The sequence below is a fragment of the Mameliella sp. LZ-28 genome, assembly GCF_012274245.1.
Lineage (GTDB): Bacteria > Pseudomonadota > Alphaproteobacteria > Rhodobacterales > Rhodobacteraceae > Antarctobacter > Antarctobacter albus.
The window spans coordinates 245,723-262,224 of sequence record NZ_JAANYX010000034.1 but is presented as its reverse complement, the minus strand read 5'-3'; the positions used below and the strand labels follow the sequence as shown (position 1 = coordinate 262,224).

Annotated in this window: 15 protein-coding genes; 11 read left to right on the top strand and 4 right to left on the bottom strand. The window is 66.1% G+C overall.

The features are described from left to right. Window positions 1-31 precede the first annotated feature (31 nt). Entirely contained in the window at window positions 32-997 is a 966-nt protein-coding gene (ubiA, locus tag G9Q80_RS21390) for a 4-hydroxybenzoate octaprenyltransferase (RefSeq protein ID WP_088715193.1), read from the bottom strand. An 18-nt stretch (window positions 998-1,015) separates the two neighbouring features. Between ubiA and G9Q80_RS21385 the strand changes: the two genes are divergently transcribed. From G9Q80_RS21385 to G9Q80_RS21370, 4 genes are all read left to right on the top strand, one after another. After that, window positions 1,016-1,735, top strand: coding sequence for a 16S rRNA (uracil(1498)-N(3))-methyltransferase (locus G9Q80_RS21385; protein ID WP_184757163.1), 720 nt, complete (start codon window positions 1,016-1,018; stop codon window positions 1,733-1,735). After that, on the top strand, window positions 1,732-2,583 hold the full coding sequence (locus G9Q80_RS21380; protein WP_088715195.1) for a GNAT family N-acetyltransferase: 852 nt from the start codon (window positions 1,732-1,734) through the stop codon (window positions 2,581-2,583). The genes G9Q80_RS21385 and G9Q80_RS21380 overlap by 4 nt, the downstream gene beginning before the upstream one ends. After that, window positions 2,580-3,104, top strand: coding sequence for a hypothetical protein (locus tag G9Q80_RS21375; protein WP_088715196.1), 525 nt, complete (start codon window positions 2,580-2,582; stop codon window positions 3,102-3,104). The genes G9Q80_RS21380 and G9Q80_RS21375 overlap by 4 nt, the downstream gene beginning before the upstream one ends. Before the next feature lie 63 nt (window positions 3,105-3,167). Then, window positions 3,168-4,538, top strand: a complete 1,371-nt coding sequence (locus G9Q80_RS21370; RefSeq protein WP_088669581.1) for a glutamate--cysteine ligase — start codon at window positions 3,168-3,170, stop codon at window positions 4,536-4,538. Between the two features lie 60 nt (window positions 4,539-4,598). Here G9Q80_RS21370 and G9Q80_RS21365 read toward each other — a convergent pair whose 3' ends face one another. The 3 genes from G9Q80_RS21365 to G9Q80_RS21355 form a co-directional block, all read right to left on the bottom strand. Further along, window positions 4,599-6,176, bottom strand: a complete 1,578-nt coding sequence (locus G9Q80_RS21365) for a gamma-glutamyltransferase family protein (protein ID WP_088715197.1) — start codon at window positions 6,174-6,176, stop codon at window positions 4,599-4,601. 432 nt (window positions 6,177-6,608) lie between these two features. After that, window positions 6,609-7,010 carry an ATP-binding protein gene (locus G9Q80_RS21360; protein WP_043136732.1) on the bottom strand — a complete coding sequence of 134 codons (402 nt, stop codon included), beginning with the start codon at window positions 7,008-7,010 and terminating at the stop codon, window positions 6,609-6,611. A 70-nt stretch (window positions 7,011-7,080) separates the two neighbouring features. Further along, window positions 7,081-7,410: an STAS domain-containing protein gene (locus G9Q80_RS21355; protein WP_043136179.1), complete on the bottom strand. Its 330-nt coding sequence runs from the start codon at window positions 7,408-7,410 to the stop codon at window positions 7,081-7,083. 87 nt (window positions 7,411-7,497) lie between these two features. Here G9Q80_RS21355 and G9Q80_RS21350 point away from each other — a divergent pair, with 87 nt between their 5' ends. The 7 genes from G9Q80_RS21350 to G9Q80_RS21320 all read left to right on the top strand — a co-directional run bounded on the left by G9Q80_RS21350 (window position 7,498) and on the right by G9Q80_RS21320 (window position 16,473). Further along, window positions 7,498-8,670 (top strand): acetyl-CoA C-acyltransferase, encoded by a 1,173-nt coding sequence (locus tag G9Q80_RS21350; RefSeq protein ID WP_088715198.1) that lies wholly within the window; start codon window positions 7,498-7,500, stop codon window positions 8,668-8,670. Window positions 8,671-8,832: 162 nt separating this feature from the next. After that, complete coding sequence (locus G9Q80_RS21345; RefSeq protein ID WP_043136184.1) at window positions 8,833-9,402, top strand: helix-turn-helix domain-containing protein; 570 nt, start codon at window positions 8,833-8,835, stop codon at window positions 9,400-9,402. 106 nt (window positions 9,403-9,508) lie between these two features. Further along, window positions 9,509-9,877, top strand: a complete 369-nt coding sequence (locus tag G9Q80_RS21340; protein ID WP_184757161.1) for a GFA family protein — start codon at window positions 9,509-9,511, stop codon at window positions 9,875-9,877. A gap of 11 nt (window positions 9,878-9,888) precedes the next feature. Beyond that, window positions 9,889-12,330 (top strand): GcvT family protein, encoded by a 2,442-nt coding sequence (locus G9Q80_RS21335; RefSeq protein ID WP_088715343.1) that lies wholly within the window; start codon window positions 9,889-9,891, stop codon window positions 12,328-12,330. Continuing rightward, window positions 12,327-13,247, top strand: a complete 921-nt coding sequence (locus G9Q80_RS21330; protein ID WP_088715199.1) for a homocysteine S-methyltransferase family protein — start codon at window positions 12,327-12,329, stop codon at window positions 13,245-13,247. Before G9Q80_RS21335 ends, G9Q80_RS21330 begins: the two co-directional genes overlap by 4 nt. Before the next feature lie 89 nt (window positions 13,248-13,336). Beyond that, window positions 13,337-15,781, top strand: a complete 2,445-nt coding sequence (locus tag G9Q80_RS21325) for a GcvT family protein (protein WP_088715200.1) — start codon at window positions 13,337-13,339, stop codon at window positions 15,779-15,781. A gap of 44 nt (window positions 15,782-15,825) precedes the next feature. Then, window positions 15,826-16,473 (top strand): RluA family pseudouridine synthase, encoded by a 648-nt coding sequence (locus tag G9Q80_RS21320; RefSeq protein WP_088715201.1) that lies wholly within the window; start codon window positions 15,826-15,828, stop codon window positions 16,471-16,473. The last annotated feature ends 29 nt before the right edge of the window (window positions 16,474-16,502 follow it).

Below are 16,502 nucleotides of genomic sequence, written 5' to 3'. Positions count from 1 at the left end.
AACTGATACGCAAGCCCGCCGGGGGGTGCAATCAGGCGATCAGGGCGATGGCAAAAAACAGCACAGGCAGCAGTCCGGCGTCCCGGTTGGATCGGAACAGGCTCAGCAACCGGTCGTGATCGTCCATCTTCAGGCGCCGCAATTGCCAGACCATGTGCCAGCCCATTGCCCAGGGGCCGCCGATCATCAGGATCAGGGCCAGCAGGTTGGCGTCCGGCGCTGCCGCCACGATGGCCAGTCCCATCAGCACGACGGTGGCCACCAGGAACCGGCGCAGCCATTTCGGGGTATCATCGCCAAACAGGCGGGCGGTGGATTTCACCCCGATCAGGGCGTCGTCTTCCTTGTCCTGGTGGGCGTAGATGGTGTCATAGAACAGTGTCCACGCCATTCCGGCCAGATACAGGAGCACCGCCGGCAGTTCCAAACGCCCGCTGTGGGCGGTCCAGGCCAGCAGGGCGCCCCAGTTGAAGGCGATACCCAGGAAGATCTGCGGCCACCATGTGAACCGCTTGGCAAAGGGATAGACCGCGACGGGCAAGAGGCTCAGAACTCCCAGCGCGATGGCCGCGGGCGGAAAGGTGATGAGGATGCAGAAGGCGACCAGGGACTGGATGACCGCCCAGGCGAGGGCCTGTTTCGTCGTCACCTGCCCCGAGGGAATCGGGCGCGAGGCCGTCCGGGCCACCGACCCGTCGATGCCGCGGTCGGTGATGTCGTTCCAGGTGCAGCCCGCCCCGCGCATCAGTACCGCCCCGATCCCGCAGCCCGCAAAGATCCAAAGGTCGAACCAGTAGGCCTGCCCGTTGTTGACCATCGACAGCAGCAGTCCCCACCAGCAGGGCAGCAACAGCAGCCATGTCCCGATGGGCCGGTCCGCGCGGCTCAATCGCAGGTAAGGCCGCGTCCACTGCGGCGCCCAGCTGTCGACCCAGTTGCCGCGCACTGCGTCGCGGACCTGTCCTTCGGCCTCTGGTCTCTGATGCGTCCCGGACATATGGTCCCCTCCATGACGGTGACACCGAAAATCCGGCTCTTTGTAGAGCACCCTTTGGCCGAGGAACAACAGGTGACCCTGTCGCGGGAGCAGGCGCATTATCTCTTTGGGGTGATGCGGCTGACCACCGGCGCGCAGGTGGCCCTGTTCAACGGGCAGGACGGCGAATACCGCGCCGAGGTCGTCGAGGCCGGCAGGCGTGGCGGCACGCTGGTCTGTCGTGACCGGATCGCGCCGCAGTCGATGCCGCCCGATCTCTGGCTGATGTTCGCGCCGATCAAGAAGGCGCGCACCGATTTCATCGTCGAGAAATCGGTCGAGATGGGCGCGCGCCGCATCCTGCCCATCCAGACGGAATTCACGAATTCCGAGCGCATCCGGCAAGACCGGCTGCAGGCCCATGCCACCGAGGCGGCCGAGCAATGTGGTGCCACCTTCGTTCCCGAGGTCACGGAGCTGCACCGGCTGGACCGGCTTCTGGCCGACTGGCCAGAGGACCGGCAGCTGATGTTCTGCGACGAGGCGCAAGCCGGGGCACACGCGCGCCTGCCCGACGCCGATGCCCCCTGGGCGATTCTCATTGGGCCCGAAGGCGGCTTTTCCGATGCCGAACGCGCCCGGCTGCACGCGCTGCCCTATGCGCATGCGGTGGCGCTTGGCCCGCGCATCCTGCGTGCGGACACCGCCGCAGTGGCAGCACTGACCCTCTGGCAGACCACCCTGGGAGACTGGCGATGATCCGCAAGGCAACGCCCGCAGACATAGGCCCGATGGCGGCCTTTCTCGACGCCCATGTCGAGACGTCGATGTTTCTCCTGGGCAACCTCGAGGCGCACGGCACCGAGGACACCACCCATCCGCATGGCACCGCGTTTTTCCTGCGCGAGACCGGCGATGGCATCACGGGGGTCTTCGGCTGCACCAATGGCGGCTTCCTGATGTGCCAGTTGCCCGGGCTGACGGCCACAGAGGCGCAGACCTATGCCCACCTGCTGAAGGGATACACGCTGCAAGGCATGACCGGTGAGGCGGACCAGGTCCAGGTGATCCTGGACGCGCTGCCCGTCCCGCCAGAGGCCTGGAGGCTGAACCGGATCGAACCGCTCTACCGGATGGACATCGGTGGCCTGACCCCTGGCAGCGACATCCGCCCGCCTGCCGAGGCGGATGTGCCGTGGTTGTCCGACTGGTTCGCGCAGTACATGACGGAAACGCAGACAGCGCCGCCGGGCGACCTGCACGCCGCCGCAACGCGCCGGGCCGAACTGGCCGTGGGGGCGCCGCGCATCCGCATCATGGATCGCGACGGCAGTCCCGTGGCGATGGCAGCGATCAACGCCAAGGCCGGGCAGGCGGTTCAGGTCGGCGGGGTCTTCGTTCCCCCGGACCGGCGCGGACAGGGGTTCGGCGGGCAGGTGGTGCAGGCGCTTCTGGCCGAAATGGCAGGGCAGGGCGTCACGACCGCCATTCTGTTCGCCGCATCGCCGGAGGCGGCCAAGACCTATGAACGCATCGGCTTTGCCCGTGTCGGCGGCTATCGCATCGCCATGCTGGACAAGGCCATCCTGCTGGGAGATCCCCGGTGATCCGGCGGGAGGCCGCAGAGGCCCTGCGCCAGTGGCAGGAGGCGCTGATCGGACTCGCCACGATGGCGCTGGGTGCCTATTGGGGGTTCTTCACCGGCGGCGGGCTGCTGCACTGGATCGGCTACCTGGTGATCCTCCTTGGCGTGGCCCTGACCGTGACCGGCGTCCAGCGCGGGCGCTTTCGCCGGGGCGGTGGCGGTCCCGGCGTGGTGCAGGTGGTCGAACGTCGGGTCAGCTATTTCGGGCCGCTGTCGGGCGGGATCGTCGATCTGGACGCGCTCGAGGCACTTAGCCTCGATCCGACCTCGGAACCGCCGGTCTGGCTGCTGATGGCGCCGGGCCAGCCGCGTCTTGAAATTCCCCTGACTGCCAAGGGCGCCGACCAGCTGTTCGATGCCTTCGCCACCCTGCCGGGCATCCGGACCGAGCACATGTTGCGCCAGATGCAAGAGGGCGCGGCACACCAGGTTGTCATCTGGCGCGCGGCATCTGTGCGCGATGCCGCCAGAAGGCTGCATTGACACTCTGGCGGATTGGCGACAACAGGTTAAGTTCAGAACCGCGAGCAGACCGGGAGCCCCAACATGTCCATTCCCCAATCCGGCGGCGGGCCGATCACCTCTCATGATCAGTTGGCAGAGTACCTGGCCTCGGGCTGCAAGCCGAAGGACCAATGGCGCATCGGCACCGAGCATGAGAAGTTCGGCTATTGCAAGGACTCGCTCAAACCCTTGCCCTACGACGGCGAGCGTTCGATCCGCGCGGTGCTCGAAGGGCTGCGCGACCGCCACGGCTGGGACCCGGTCAGCGAGGGCGGGCATATCATCGGCCTGACCAAGGACGGCGCCAATGTCAGTCTGGAGCCGGGCGGCGCGCTGGAACTGTCGGGTGCGCCGCTGGAAACCATTCACCAGACCTGCGACGAGGTGAACGAGCACCTGGCCCAGGTCAAGGACATCGCCGACGAGATCGGCGTGGGTTTCATCGGCCTGGGCGCCGCGCCGATCTGGACGCATGAAGAAATGCCGCTCATGCCCAAGGGGCGCTACAAGCTCATGGATGCCTACATGGACAAGGTGGGCACGACCGGCAAACAGATGATGCGCCGGACCTGCACCGTTCAGGTGAACCTCGATTTCGCGTCAGAGGCGGACATGGTGCAGAAGATGCGCGTCGCGCTGGCGCTGTCGCCCGTAGCCACCGCGCTGTTTGCCAATTCGCCTTTCTTCGAGGGTAAGCCGGTGGGCGTCAAGTCCAAGCGGATGCAGATCTGGGAGACGCTGGACGATTCCCGCACCGGCATGTTGCCTTTCGTCTTCGAAGAGGGTTTCGGCTTCGAACGCTGGGTCGAATACGCGCTGGATGTGCCGATGTACTTTGTCTACCGCGACGGGGTGTATGTCGACGCGCTTGGCATGTCCTTCCGCGATTTCCTTGAAGGCAAGCTGCCGGCATTGCCGGGTGAGGTGCCGACGCTGTCCGACTGGGCCGACCACCTGACCACCGCCTTCCCTGACGCGCGGATGAAGAAATACATCGAGATGCGTGGCGCCGATGGCGGCCCCTGGCGCCGTCTTTGTGCGCTGCCCGCCTTTTGGGTCGGGCTGATGTACGACCAGACCGCGCTGGACGCGGCCTGGGACCTGGCCAAGGGCTGGGACGCGGAAACCCGCGAGGCCCTGCGCCTCGCGGCGACGCGTGACGGCTTGCAGGCTCAGGTCGGTGATATCCGGATGCACGACCTGGCGCGCAACGTGCTAGAGATCGCCGAGGCGGGTCTGGTGGCCCGTGCGCGCCCCGGTGCTGGTGGACTTGTCCCGAACGAGACGCATTTCCTGAATGCGCTCAAGGACAGCGTCGAGTCTGGCAGCGTGCCGTCGGACGAACTGCTGGAGCACTATAACGGCGACTGGAACGGCGACCTCAGCCGGATCTACGCCGAGTATTCCTACTGAGCGGTTTCTGATCCAAGTGACACGCGCCCCGGGCTTGACCCGGGGCCGCGTTTCCTTTCGTCAATAGCCGATCGCGCAGCCGTCCTTGCGCGGGTCCGATGCCCCTTCGAGCACGCCGTTCCGGTGGATGCGGATCGCCTGCGCGCCGCCGATCGGGGCGCTGGGCACCTCGATCTCGTGTCCCATCTCGGCCAGCCGGGCAAAGACCGCCTCGTCATGGCCCCGTTCCAGCTGCAGTTTTCTGCCATCGGCAAAGCTGCGTGGCGCGTCCAGCGCGGCCTGCGGGTCCATGCCGAAATCGATCATGTTGGTCAGCACGCGCGCATGACCGTTGGGCTGGTACTGTCCGCCCATGACGCCGAAGGGCATCGCCACGCGGCCCTCTTCGACCAGCATTCCCGGGATGATCGTGTGCATCGGCCGCTTGCCACCGGCCATCTCGTTCGGATGCCCCTCGGCCAGGGTAAAGCCCGCGCCCCGGTTCTGGAACAGGATGCCGTATTTCTCGGAGGCGATCCCGGAGCCGAAGCTGTTGAAGATCGAGTAGATCAGCGAGACGGCCATGCGATCGCGGTCGACCACGGTGATGTAGATCGTCTCGCGGTGCACCTCTTCGGACAGGGTCGTGGCCGAGGCCATCGCCCGACCGGGGTCGATCAGTGCCGCCAGCCGCGCGGCCGTTTCCGGGCTTTGCAGGTGGTCCAGCCGGGTCATGTGATCGGCATCGGCCAGGAAACGGTTGCGCGCATCGTAGGCCAGCTTGGCGGCCTCGGCCTCGATGTGGATGCGCTCGGCGCCGAACGGGTCCATCGAGGCAATGTCGAAATGCGACAGGATGTTCAGCAGCAGATGGGCGGTCACGCCCTGGCCGTTGGGCGGATGCTCCAGGACCTCGCGGCCCTTGTAGGTCCCCGAGATCGGGTCGCCGATGGTGCAGGCGGTCGCTGCGAAATCATCCAGGCTATGCACGCCACCGGCGGCGTTCAGCGTGGCGCACATGTCCTCGGCCACCTCTCCGGCGTAGAAGCCGTCGCGCCCCTCGGCCGCGATGCGGCGCAGCACTTCGGCATTGCCGGGCAGGCGAAAGATCCCGCCGGTCACGGGCACCGCGCCGCCGTCAAGGTAGTGTACCCGTCCCGCGCCTTGAAGGCGCCCCTGGGCCTCGTCCCAGTCGAAGGCGACGCGCGGCGCCACCGGCACGCCGTCGTCCATCGCCCGGATCGCGGGTGCCAGGCTGTCTGCCAGGCCCAGCCGGCCCCAGCGTTCGGACATGGTGCAGAAGGCATCGACCGCGCCGGGGATGGTGACGGCATGGGCGCTGGCCACTGGCACCGCCTGATGGCCTTCGGCGCGCAGGGCAGTGGCGTCGGCCGCCGCCGGTGCGCGGCCGGATCCGTTGACCGCGACCACCTCGTCCCCGCCTGCGGGTGAGACCAGCGCGAAACAGTCGCCGCCCAGCCCGGTCATCGCCGGTTCGGCCACGCCCAGCAGGACGGCGCCGGCGATTGCCGCGTCCATCGCATTGCCGCCGCGTTGCAGGATGTCGACCGCGGCCTGCGCGGCCAGCGGGTGCGAGGTCGCGCAGAGCCCGTTCAGGGCCAGCACGGGGGATCGTCCGGGTCTGTGGAAATCGCGCATCTGCCTCTCTGCTCCCTTGTTGCCGGGCAGAGCATACGGTGGCGTCTAGCGGCGTCAATCGGGAGGAAGGAACCTCGGCATCACGCACTGGGTGGGGGCTGAAAACGCGTGACGCCGAGGGAAGCCATATGCAGCTACAAGACCAAATTGCCCGCCAATGCGGGCGGAAATGTGGAGGTGTCCGGGTAATGTCATGGCACCGTGCAGGCACGTGCATCAACCGGCGGCCCGGGCGCGGATTGATCGCGACGGGCGGCGACGAATGCATGATGTTCGGGGGGAAGTCCTCGGCGCCGCGCACTGGGTGGGGGCTGAAAACGCGCGACGCCGAGGGAAGCCATATGCAGCTTACATGAAACAGGATGGCTGCGAATCCGGGCCGCATTTGGGCGCGCCCCGGGCAATTCGGCGACACTTGCGCCGCTGTCCGGTTCAGCGCAGGGGGATGGACAGGCGGAGCCGGTTGCTTTCCCCGTCGTGATGATAGTCGAGGTTTTCGGACAGCGAGCGGATCAGGAACCAGCCAAACCCGCCCTCCGGCAATTCCTCGACCGAGACATCGAGGTCTACCGGCGCGCCCGATGGGGGCGTTCCACTGGGCATGGGCTGGCCGAAATCGGTGAATTCCACCGACAGCCTGTCTGGCGAGAACACCAGCCGGAGCAGGATGTCGCCGCCGGCCCGATCCTCATAGGCATGTTCGACGATGTTGTTGAGGACTTCGGCGATCACCAGTTCCCAGTTGCTGTCCCGCGGCGGGGCCATTTCCTGGCCCTGCAGCAGCTCGTTGATGCCTGTCAGGGTCGCGCGCACATCTTCTGCCGTGCTGTCCATTCGGCAGCAAACCAGGAATGCGCCGTCCTCGAGCCGCTCCGCCTGCATGGTCTGTCGCTCCGGCCCGGGATCAAGCGCCGGCGGCGGCTTCGGCGGAGGGGTGGATGGCAAAGATCGAATCCATCCGCGTCATGCGGAATACCTTGTCCACCGCGGGGCGCAGGCCGGCCAGTTCCAGTTTGCCGCCCTTCGGCATCAGTTTCATCGCCGCGACGATTGCGCCCAGGCCGCTGGAATCGATGAAATCGACCTGGCTCAGGTCCAGCACGTAGCGGGGTTTCTCGTTTCCCAGGATCTCGCGCATGCGGTCCTTGAATTGAATCGCCACGGCGGCATCGATTCGGGCAGCGTCGACCGTGATGATGTCCACGCCGTCGCGGTGATCTGTGGTAAGTCTCATGCGGTTCCCCAAGTGATGGATCGGGTGGACCCTAGACGGCAATCCTTACCTTTCTGTATGCACATCCGGGTAAAGGGAGGCATTCGCATGGAAACTGTCGTGATCACCGGGGCGTCGCGGACGCCGATGGGGGGCTTTCAGGGGGTTTTCGCCGAACAGGCGGCCAGCACTTTGGGTGGCGCGGCGATCCGCGCGGCGCTGTCGCAGGCGGGTCGGCCCGCGGTCGACGAACTGCTGATGGGCTGCGTACTGCCGGCGGGACAGGGGCAGGCCCCCGCGCGCCAGGCCGGTTTTGCCGCGGGACTGGGCGAAGAGGTGCCGGCCACCACGCTGAACAAGATGTGCGGGTCCGGCATGAAGGCCGCGATGATGGCCTGGGACCGGCTTGCGCTGGGCCATGCCGCAACCGTCGTCGCAGGCGGGATGGAGTCGATGACCCAGGCGCCCTACATGCTGCCCAAGATGCGCGGCGGCGCCCGCATCGGGCATGGACAGGTCATCGACCACATGTTCCTCGACGGGCTGGAGGACGCCTATGACAAGGGCCGCCTGATGGGCACCTTTGCCGAGGATTGCGCCGAGGCTTTCCAGTTCACCCGCGAGGCGCAGGACCAGTATGCGTTGGCCTCCCTGTCCAACGCCCTGGACGCGGAACGCTCTGGTGCCTTCGATGACGAGATCACGCCTGTCACCCTGCACATGCGGCACGGCGAAGAAATCATCACCCGTGACGAACAACCCGGCAAGGCGCGGCCCGAAAAGATCCCGATGCTGAAGCCCGCCTTCCGCAAAGATGGCACGGTGACGGCGGCCAATTCCTCCTCGATCTCTGACGGGGCGGCGGCACTGGTGCTGTCGACCCTGGATGCCGCCGTGGCCGCCGGGGCGACGCCCCGGGCCAGGATCCTGGGGCACGCATCGCACGCGCAGGCCCCCTCCCTGTTCCCCACGGCCCCCGTTCCGGCCGCGCGCATGCTGCTGGAGCGGATCGGCTGGAAGATCGGCGATGTCGACCTCTGGGAGGTGAACGAGGCTTTTGCCGTGGTGCCAATGGCTTTCATGCATGAAATGGGTCTGCCGCGCGACGTGGTGAACGTCAACGGAGGCGCCTGTGCTCTGGGCCACCCGATCGGCGCTTCGGGAGCGCGGATCATCGTCACGCTGCTGAACGCGCTGGAAAAGCGCGGGGCGAAACGGGGCGTGGCGGCGATCTGCATCGGCGGCGGCGAAGGCACGGCCATCGCCATCGAACGGATCTGACGCGGAGAGGGGCCGGGAATCCAGCCCCGTTCACCGACATCCCACAGACCCTTCTGGGCGCATTTTATCGCGAGACTTCGGGCTTCTCGTGAAAAAGGTCTTGGAAATTTCATGCGACTCGGGCAACGTGAAATCTGAACCTGTTTTTTCACGGATAACACGATGTCGCATCCCTCCCCGCTGCCCAAGACGCTTGGCGCCGATCTGCGCGCGCTGCGGCGCACGCGCGGGCTGACGCTGCAGCAACTGGCCGACCGGCTTGGCCGCTCTGTCGGGTGGCTGAGCCAGGTGGAACGTGATCTTTCCGACCCCTCGATCACCGACCTGCGTCACCTGGCCGATGCGCTGCAGGTCTCTGTTTCCACGCTGGCCCGGCACGAGGCCACGGTCGGGCCGGAGGCTGGCCGGATCGTTCGGCACGGCACGCGCCGCCCGATCGGATCCCGCATGACGGGGCTGGTCGAGGAACTGCTTTCGCCCGACCTGACCGATGATTTCGAGATGGTGCATTCCACCTTCGAGCCGCATTCCGAGATCGGCGAGACGGTGACGCGGCCCACCCAGGAACTAGGCTACCTGGTGTCCGGAAAGCTTGTGCTGACCATCGGGGGGGCGCGTTTCACGATCCATCCCGGTGACAGTTTCCGTATCCGGGGCGAGCCGTTCCGCTGGGAAAACCCCTTTGATGAGGCTGCAGTGGCGATCTGGGTGATTGCGCCGCCCGTCTACTGATGCCGGGGCGGGGTGCCAGTGGCGCAGTCGGATGCCTCCGGCGGGAGTATTCTCAGAAAGAAGAAGCGGCAGGCTGCGCTTCTTCCCCAAGATCGGAGTCGAGATCATGACCAGCGGGCAATGCCTTTGTGGGGCCATCACCTTTGAAACCGATGCAACACCCAAGGGTGTCAGCGTCTGCCACTGCGGTCAGTGCCGGCGCCAGTCGGGGCATCTCTGGGCCTCTGCCTATGTCCCGCGCGCGGCGCTGCGGATCTCGGGGCCGGTACGCTGGTACGACAGCTCTGCCAGTGCGCAGCGGGGGTTTTGCGCGACCTGCGGCAGTTTCCTGTTCTGGCACGCCCATGACGAGGACACGATGAGCTTTGCCCTGGGGGCGCTGGACACGCCGACCGGGCTGCGCCTGGAAAAGCACATCTTCACCGCCGACAAGGGCGATTACTACGAGATCGCGGACGGGGTTCCGCAGAAATGAACGAGGCGATCATGTCCGATTTTCCGACACAGGCCCGGGTGGTCATCATCGGCGGCGGGGCGGTCGGCGCCTCTTGTGCCTATCACCTTGCCAAGGCGGGTTGGGACTGTGTCCTGTTGGAAAAGAACGAGCTGACGGCCGGGTCGACCTGGCACGCGGCCGGCAATTGTCCTTCGTTCAGCACCTCCTGGGCGGTGATGAACATGCAGCGCTATTCGCTGGACCTTTACCGTCGGCTTGCGGATGAGGTCGATTACCCGATGAACTACCATGTCACCGGGTCGATCCGCCTTGGCCATTCGCGTGAACGCATGATGGAGTTCGAGCGCGCGCGCTCGATGGGGCAGTACCAGGGTATGAACCTTGAAATGCTCGCGGTTTCGGATCTGAAAGCGCGCTACCCGTTCCTTGAGACACATGATCTGGCCGGCGCGCTCTACGATCCCGATGACGGCGACATCGACCCGGCGCAGCTCACCCAGGCCCTTGCCAAGGGCGCGCGCCTGGCCGGGGCGCGGATCGAGCGGTTCTGCCCGGCGACGGGTGTCAGCCGCGAGAACGGTGAATGGATCGTGCACACGCACAAGGGCGACATCCGTTGCGAAAAGGTGGTGAATGCGGCCGGTTACTACGCGCAGCGCGTTGGCGAGTGGTTCAGGCCCTTCGGTGGGCGCACCGTGCCGATGGCGGTCATGAGCCACCAGTATTTCCTGACCGAGGAGATCCCGGCGCTGAAGGAATGGTCGCAGGAGAACGGCAAGTTACCCCTGCTGCGGGATGTGGACAGCAGTTACTACCTGCGGCAGGAGAAATTCGGCCTGAACCTTGGCCCCTACGAGCGCAACTGCAAGGCGCACTGGATCACGCCTGACGATCCCATGCCCGAGGATTTCTCGTTCCAGCTCTATCCTGACGACCTGGAGCGGCTGGAGTGGTACATCGAGGACGCGATGGCGCGCGTCCCGCTGTTGGGTGAGGGCGGTGTGGGGCGCAATATCAACGGCCCCATCCCCTATGCGCCGGACGGTCTGCCCTTGCTGGGTCCGATGCCCGGCGTGCCCGATGCCTTCGAGGCCTGTGTCTTTACCTTCGGCATCACCCAGGCGGGCGGTGCGGGCAAGGTGCTGGCGGAATGGGTCACAGAGGGCCAGACCGAATGGGACATGTGGGCCACCGACCCCCGCCGGTTCACCGATCACACCGACCCGCAGTACTGCGTGGACAAGGCGATGGAGGTCTACGGCCACGAATACGCCATGCATTTCCCGCATCACTCCTGGCCCGCCGCGCGGGATCGCAAGACCTCGCCAATGCATGATCGGGTCAAAGCGTTGGGCGGTGTCATGGGCGCCTACAATGGCTGGGAGAGGGCCAACTGGTTCGCGCAGCCGGGTGACGACACCTCCGAGGCCGCGACCCAGACCTGGGATCGTGCAGGCCCTTGGGAGGCGCGCGTGCGCGAGGAATGCGAGGCGGTGCGCGACGGTGTCGGCGTGCTGGACCTGCCCGGCTTTTCGCGGTTCGACGTTCAGGGACCGGGCGCGGCAGACTGGTTGCTGTCGCGGATTGCCGGAACGCTGCCGGAGCCCGGGCGCATGAACCTGGCCTATTTCGCCGATGCCCGGGGCCGTATCCTGACAGAGATGAGCGTCATGGCGCATGGCCCCGATCATTTCATGCTGATCGCCGCCGCCGCCGCGCAATGGCACGACCGTGATCTCCTGCTGGCGGGCAAACCGGCGGAGGTCACCGTGACCGACCGCACGCGCGATTTTTCCGCCCTGATTGTCACCGGCCCCAAGACGCGGGACCTGTTCGTGGCACTGGGCACAGAGGCGGACCTGGCGCTGCCCTGGCTGTCTGTGCAGCAGGCGGTCGTCGCCGGAGTCCCTTGCGGGCTGGCGCGCGTGTCCTTCGCCGGGGAACTGGGGTGGGAAATCCATGCCGCAACGGACGAGATCCCGGCCATCTACGAGGCCGTTCTGGCGGCTGGCGCCAGGCCCTTCGGCATGTTTGCCCTCGACAGTCTGCGCCTCGAAAAGGGTTATCGTGCCTGGAAAGGCGACCTGTCCACCGACTATTCTCTTGTCGAGGCGGGGCTGGAACGGTTCGTCAGGCTCGACAAGCCGCAGGATTTCCCCGGCAAGGAGGCGCTGACGGCCGAGGTGGCCACGGGGCCGAAGAAACGCTTTGTCACGCTGAAAGTCGAGGCGGGCGTGGCGGATGCCCCCTACATGTCGACCCTCTGGCAGGGCGGTGAAATCGTCGGAGAGACCACCTCCGGCGGCTGGGGATACCGTGTCGGCGCCTCCATCGCGTTGGGCATGGTGCGGGCCGATCTGGCCGTGCCGGGTACGGAACTGACCGTGGACATCTTCGGCCAAAGGTGCCGTGCCACGGTTCAGCCGGACGGACCGCTCTGGGATCCGCAAAACGAAAGGTTGAAGGCATGAGTCGCGTAACCCTGCTGGATGGTGGCATGGGGCAAGAACTGGTGCGCCGCAGCGGTGCTCCGGTCAGCCCGCTCTGGGCGACGCAGGTCATGCTGGATCGTCCCGGCCTGGTGGCAGAGGTGCATCGCGACTATGCCCGGGCCGGGGCCAGCGTGGCCACGACCAACACCTATGCCATCCACCGCGACAGGCTGCGGGGCGGGGCCTCTAACCACTATGCCGCCGACGGCACCGAACTGCCGGACCTCGAAGCGCGGTTCGCGGATCTGCATCGTGCCGCCCTGGAAGAGGCCGGGGCGGTCCGCGATCGCGGTCGCATTGCGGGCTCCATCGGGCCGCTGGGGGCCAGTTACCGCGCCGACCTGCACCCGGAAGAGGCCGAGGCCATCCCGCTCTATGCCGAGGTCGCGAAACTTCTGGCGCCCTCCGTCGACCTGCTGCTGTTCGAAACCATCCCGTCGCTCGCCGCCGCCCGCGCCTGCCTGGCAGCGGGCCGGCAGACCGGGCTTCCTGTGTGGCTGGCCTTCACCGTCGACGACGAGGATGGCAGCCGCCTGCGCTCCGGTGAGCCGGTCTCCGAGGCGGTGCGGATCGCGCAAGAGGCCGACGCCGTGCTCGCAAATTGTTCGGCGCCCGAGGCGATGCCTGCCGCTCTCGACGCTTTTTCCGCGGGCGACCGCCCCTTCGGTGCCTATGCCAATGCCTTCACCACCCTGACCAAGGAGTACGTGGCCGGCGGGACCACCGCCGCTGCGCTTTCTGCCCGCCGCGACATGGGGCCAGAGGCCTACGCGGATCACGTCATGGACTGGGTCGACCGGGGTGCCTCCATCGTTGGCGGCTGCTGCGAGACGAACCCCGCACATATCGCCGAAATCGCCCGCCGCCTGCGTGCCTCTGGGCATGAGATCGCCTGATGTTTCTTCTTGGTGAAAATACCCCAAACCGCGCCCGAAGGGCGCGCCGGTCGGACGCGTCTGCGTCCGCAACCCCATGAGGTTCTGACATGTCCCTTCCCGCACAGGCCCGCGCCGTCATCATCGGCGGCGGTGTCATCGGCTGTTCGCTTGCCTATCACCTGGCGAAACTCGGCTGGACCGACGTCGTCCTTCTGGAGCGCAAGCAGCTGACTTCCGGCACCACCTGGCACGCTGCCGGTCTCATCGCGCAGCTGCGCGCCACTGCCAACATGACCCGGCTGGCGAAATACAGCCAGGAACTCTATGGTCGGCTCGAGGAGGAAACCGGCATTGCCACCGGGTTCCGGCGCGTGGGCTCGATCACTGCCGCCCTGACCGCCGAACGGCACGAGGAGTTGCGCCGCTCCGCCGCGATGGCCCGCGCCTTCGGGGTCGAAATCGACGAGATCGAGACGGGTGAGATCGCCCGCAAGTACCCGCATCTCAACACCGATGGCGTTTTGGGCGGGGTCTACCTGCCCAGGGACGGTCAGGGCGATCCGGCCAATATCGCCCTGGCGCTTGCCAAGGGCGCGCGCCAGCGCGGCGCCGTGATTGCCGAGCGGACGAAGGCCACCGGCGTCACTGCCGATGGCGACCGGATCACGCAGGTTCACTGGCAGGCAGAGGATGGCACCTCGGGCAGCATTGCGGCGGAGCACATCGTCAATTGCGCGGGCATGTGGGGGCGCGAGGTGGGGGCCATGCTGGGCACCGACGTCCCACTTCAGGCCTGCGAACACTTTTACATCGTGTCCGAACCGATCCAGGGCCTGACCCAGCTTCCGGTCCTGCGCGTCCCCGACGAATGCGCCTATTACAAGGAGGATGCGGGCAAGCTGATGCTGGGCGCCTTCGAGCCGGGGGCCAAGCCCTGGGCGCTGCAAGGCATCCCGCAGAACTTCGAGTTCGATCAACTGCCCGAGGATTTCGACCATTTCGAGCCGATCCTCGAAAAGGCCGTGCACCGTATGCCGATCCTGGCCAGTGCGGGCATCCATACCTTCTTCAACGGGCCGGAATCCTTTACGCCCGACAATGCCTATTACATGGGGCTGTGTCCCGGGCGCGCGAATGTCTGGGTCGCGGCGGGCTTCAACTCCATCGGTATCCAGTCGGCGGGTGGCGCGGGCATGGCCCTGGCGCAGTGGATGAACGACGGCGAGAAACCCTTTGATCTTGGCGACGTGGACATCGCTCGCGCGCAGGGCTTTCAGACCAACCGCAGCTACCTTGCCGCCCGTGTGTCGGAAACGCTGGGCCTGCTTTACGCCGATCACTATCCCTATCGGCAAAAGGAAACCGCGCGGGGCATCCGCCGGTCTCCCTTCCATGACCGGCTGGCAGAGCGTGGCGCCGTCTTTGGCGAACTGGCCGGGTGGGAGCGTGCCAATTGGTACGCGCGCCCCGGAGAGGATCCGGAGTACCGCTATTCCTGGCGGCGCCAGAACTGGTTTGAGAACGCCGCCGAAGAACACCGCGCCATCCGCGAAAACGTCGCCATGTACGACATGTCGTCTTTCGGCAAGCTGCGGGTCGAAGGGCGCGATGCCGAAGCCTTTCTCAACCACGTCTGTGGCGCCGATCTGTCGACCCCGGTGGGCAAGATCACCTATACCCAGTTCCTCAACGCCAGAGGCGGGATCGAGGCGGATGTGACCGTCACCCGACTTTCCGAAACCGCCTACCTGGTTGTAACCCCCGCCGCCACGCGTCGGGCCGACGAAACCTGGCTGCGCCGCCACGCGGGCGACCGAAACGTCGTCATCACCGATGTGACCGCATCAGAAGGGGTGCTGGCCGTCATGGGGCCGCAGGCGCGTGACCTGATGCGGGCCGTCTCGCCCGATGATTTCTCAAACGCGGCCAACCCTTTCGGGACCGCGCAGCGGATCGAGATCGGCATGGGAGAGGCACGGGTTCATCGCGTCTCCTACGTCGGTGAACTGGGGTGGGAGGTCTATGTCGGCGCCGACATGGCTTGCCATGTCTTCGACACGCTCTGGCAGGCGGGGCAGGACTATGGGCTGACCCTCGCCGGACTGCATGTCATGGACACATGCCGCGCCGAAAAGGCGTTTCGCCATTTTGGCCATGACATCACCTGCGAGGATCACGTCCTGGAGGCCGGGCTGGGCTTTGCCGTGAAAACCGCCAAGCCCGACTTCATCGGCCGTGACGCGGTATTGGAAAAGCGTGAGGCGGGGCTGGACAAAAGGCTGGTGCAATTCCTTCTGAACGATGCCGAACCGCTGCTCTACCACAACGAGCCCGTCCTTCGGGACGGTCAGATCGTCGGCCACCTGAGTTCGGGCGCCTATGGTCATACGCTCGGGGGCGCCGTGGGGTTGGGCTATGTTCCCTGCAAGGGCGAAACCGCTGATCAACTTCTGTCGTCGAGCTATGAAATCGACGTGGCCGGTACGCGCGTGCAGGCGCGGGCCTCGCTCAAACCGCTCTACGATCCGAAATCGGAACGGGTGAAGGTCTAGGCAGACGGGGTTGCGCCCGGGCGCCCCGCTTGTCAAAGGGGGGCATGGCATCCGACTATGATCCCCCCACAGGCGAAATCCCCGTTCTTTACGAGGACACCGACCTGCTGGTCGTCGACAAGCCCGCCGGGCTGTTGTCCGTCCCCGGAAAGGGAGAGGAGCTGCAGGACTGCCTGCTGAGTCGACTGGAAAAGGCCTTTCCCACTGTCCGCCTCGTGCACCGGCTGGACCGGGATACATCGGGTGTCATGGTCTTTGGCCTGACGCCCCATGCGCAGCGTCACCTGGGCAACCAGTTCGAGACGCGCAAGACGAAAAAGACCTATCTCGCCCGCCTGCACGGTCACCTGGAGCCTGCAACCGGAGAGGTCGACCTGCCGCTGATCGTCGACTGGCCCAACCGGCCCCGGCAAAAGGTCTGCCGCGAGACGGGCAAACCCGCGCTGACCGGCTGGAAGGTGCTCAAGAGCGATGAAGGTGAGACCCGCGTGCGCCTCTTTCCGCATACCGGGCGCAGCCACCAGTTGCGGGTGCACACGCTGGCCCTTGGGCACCCGATCCTTGGTGACACGCTATATGCGCCGGAGACGGCGGATCAGTACCCGCGCATGATGCTGCATGCCGAGGAATTGCGCCTGAACCACCCCGAGAGCGGCAAGGGCATGAAATTCCGGGCGCCTGCGCCGTTCTGAGGGACTGGTTGCAAGGCGTTCCGAGCGCG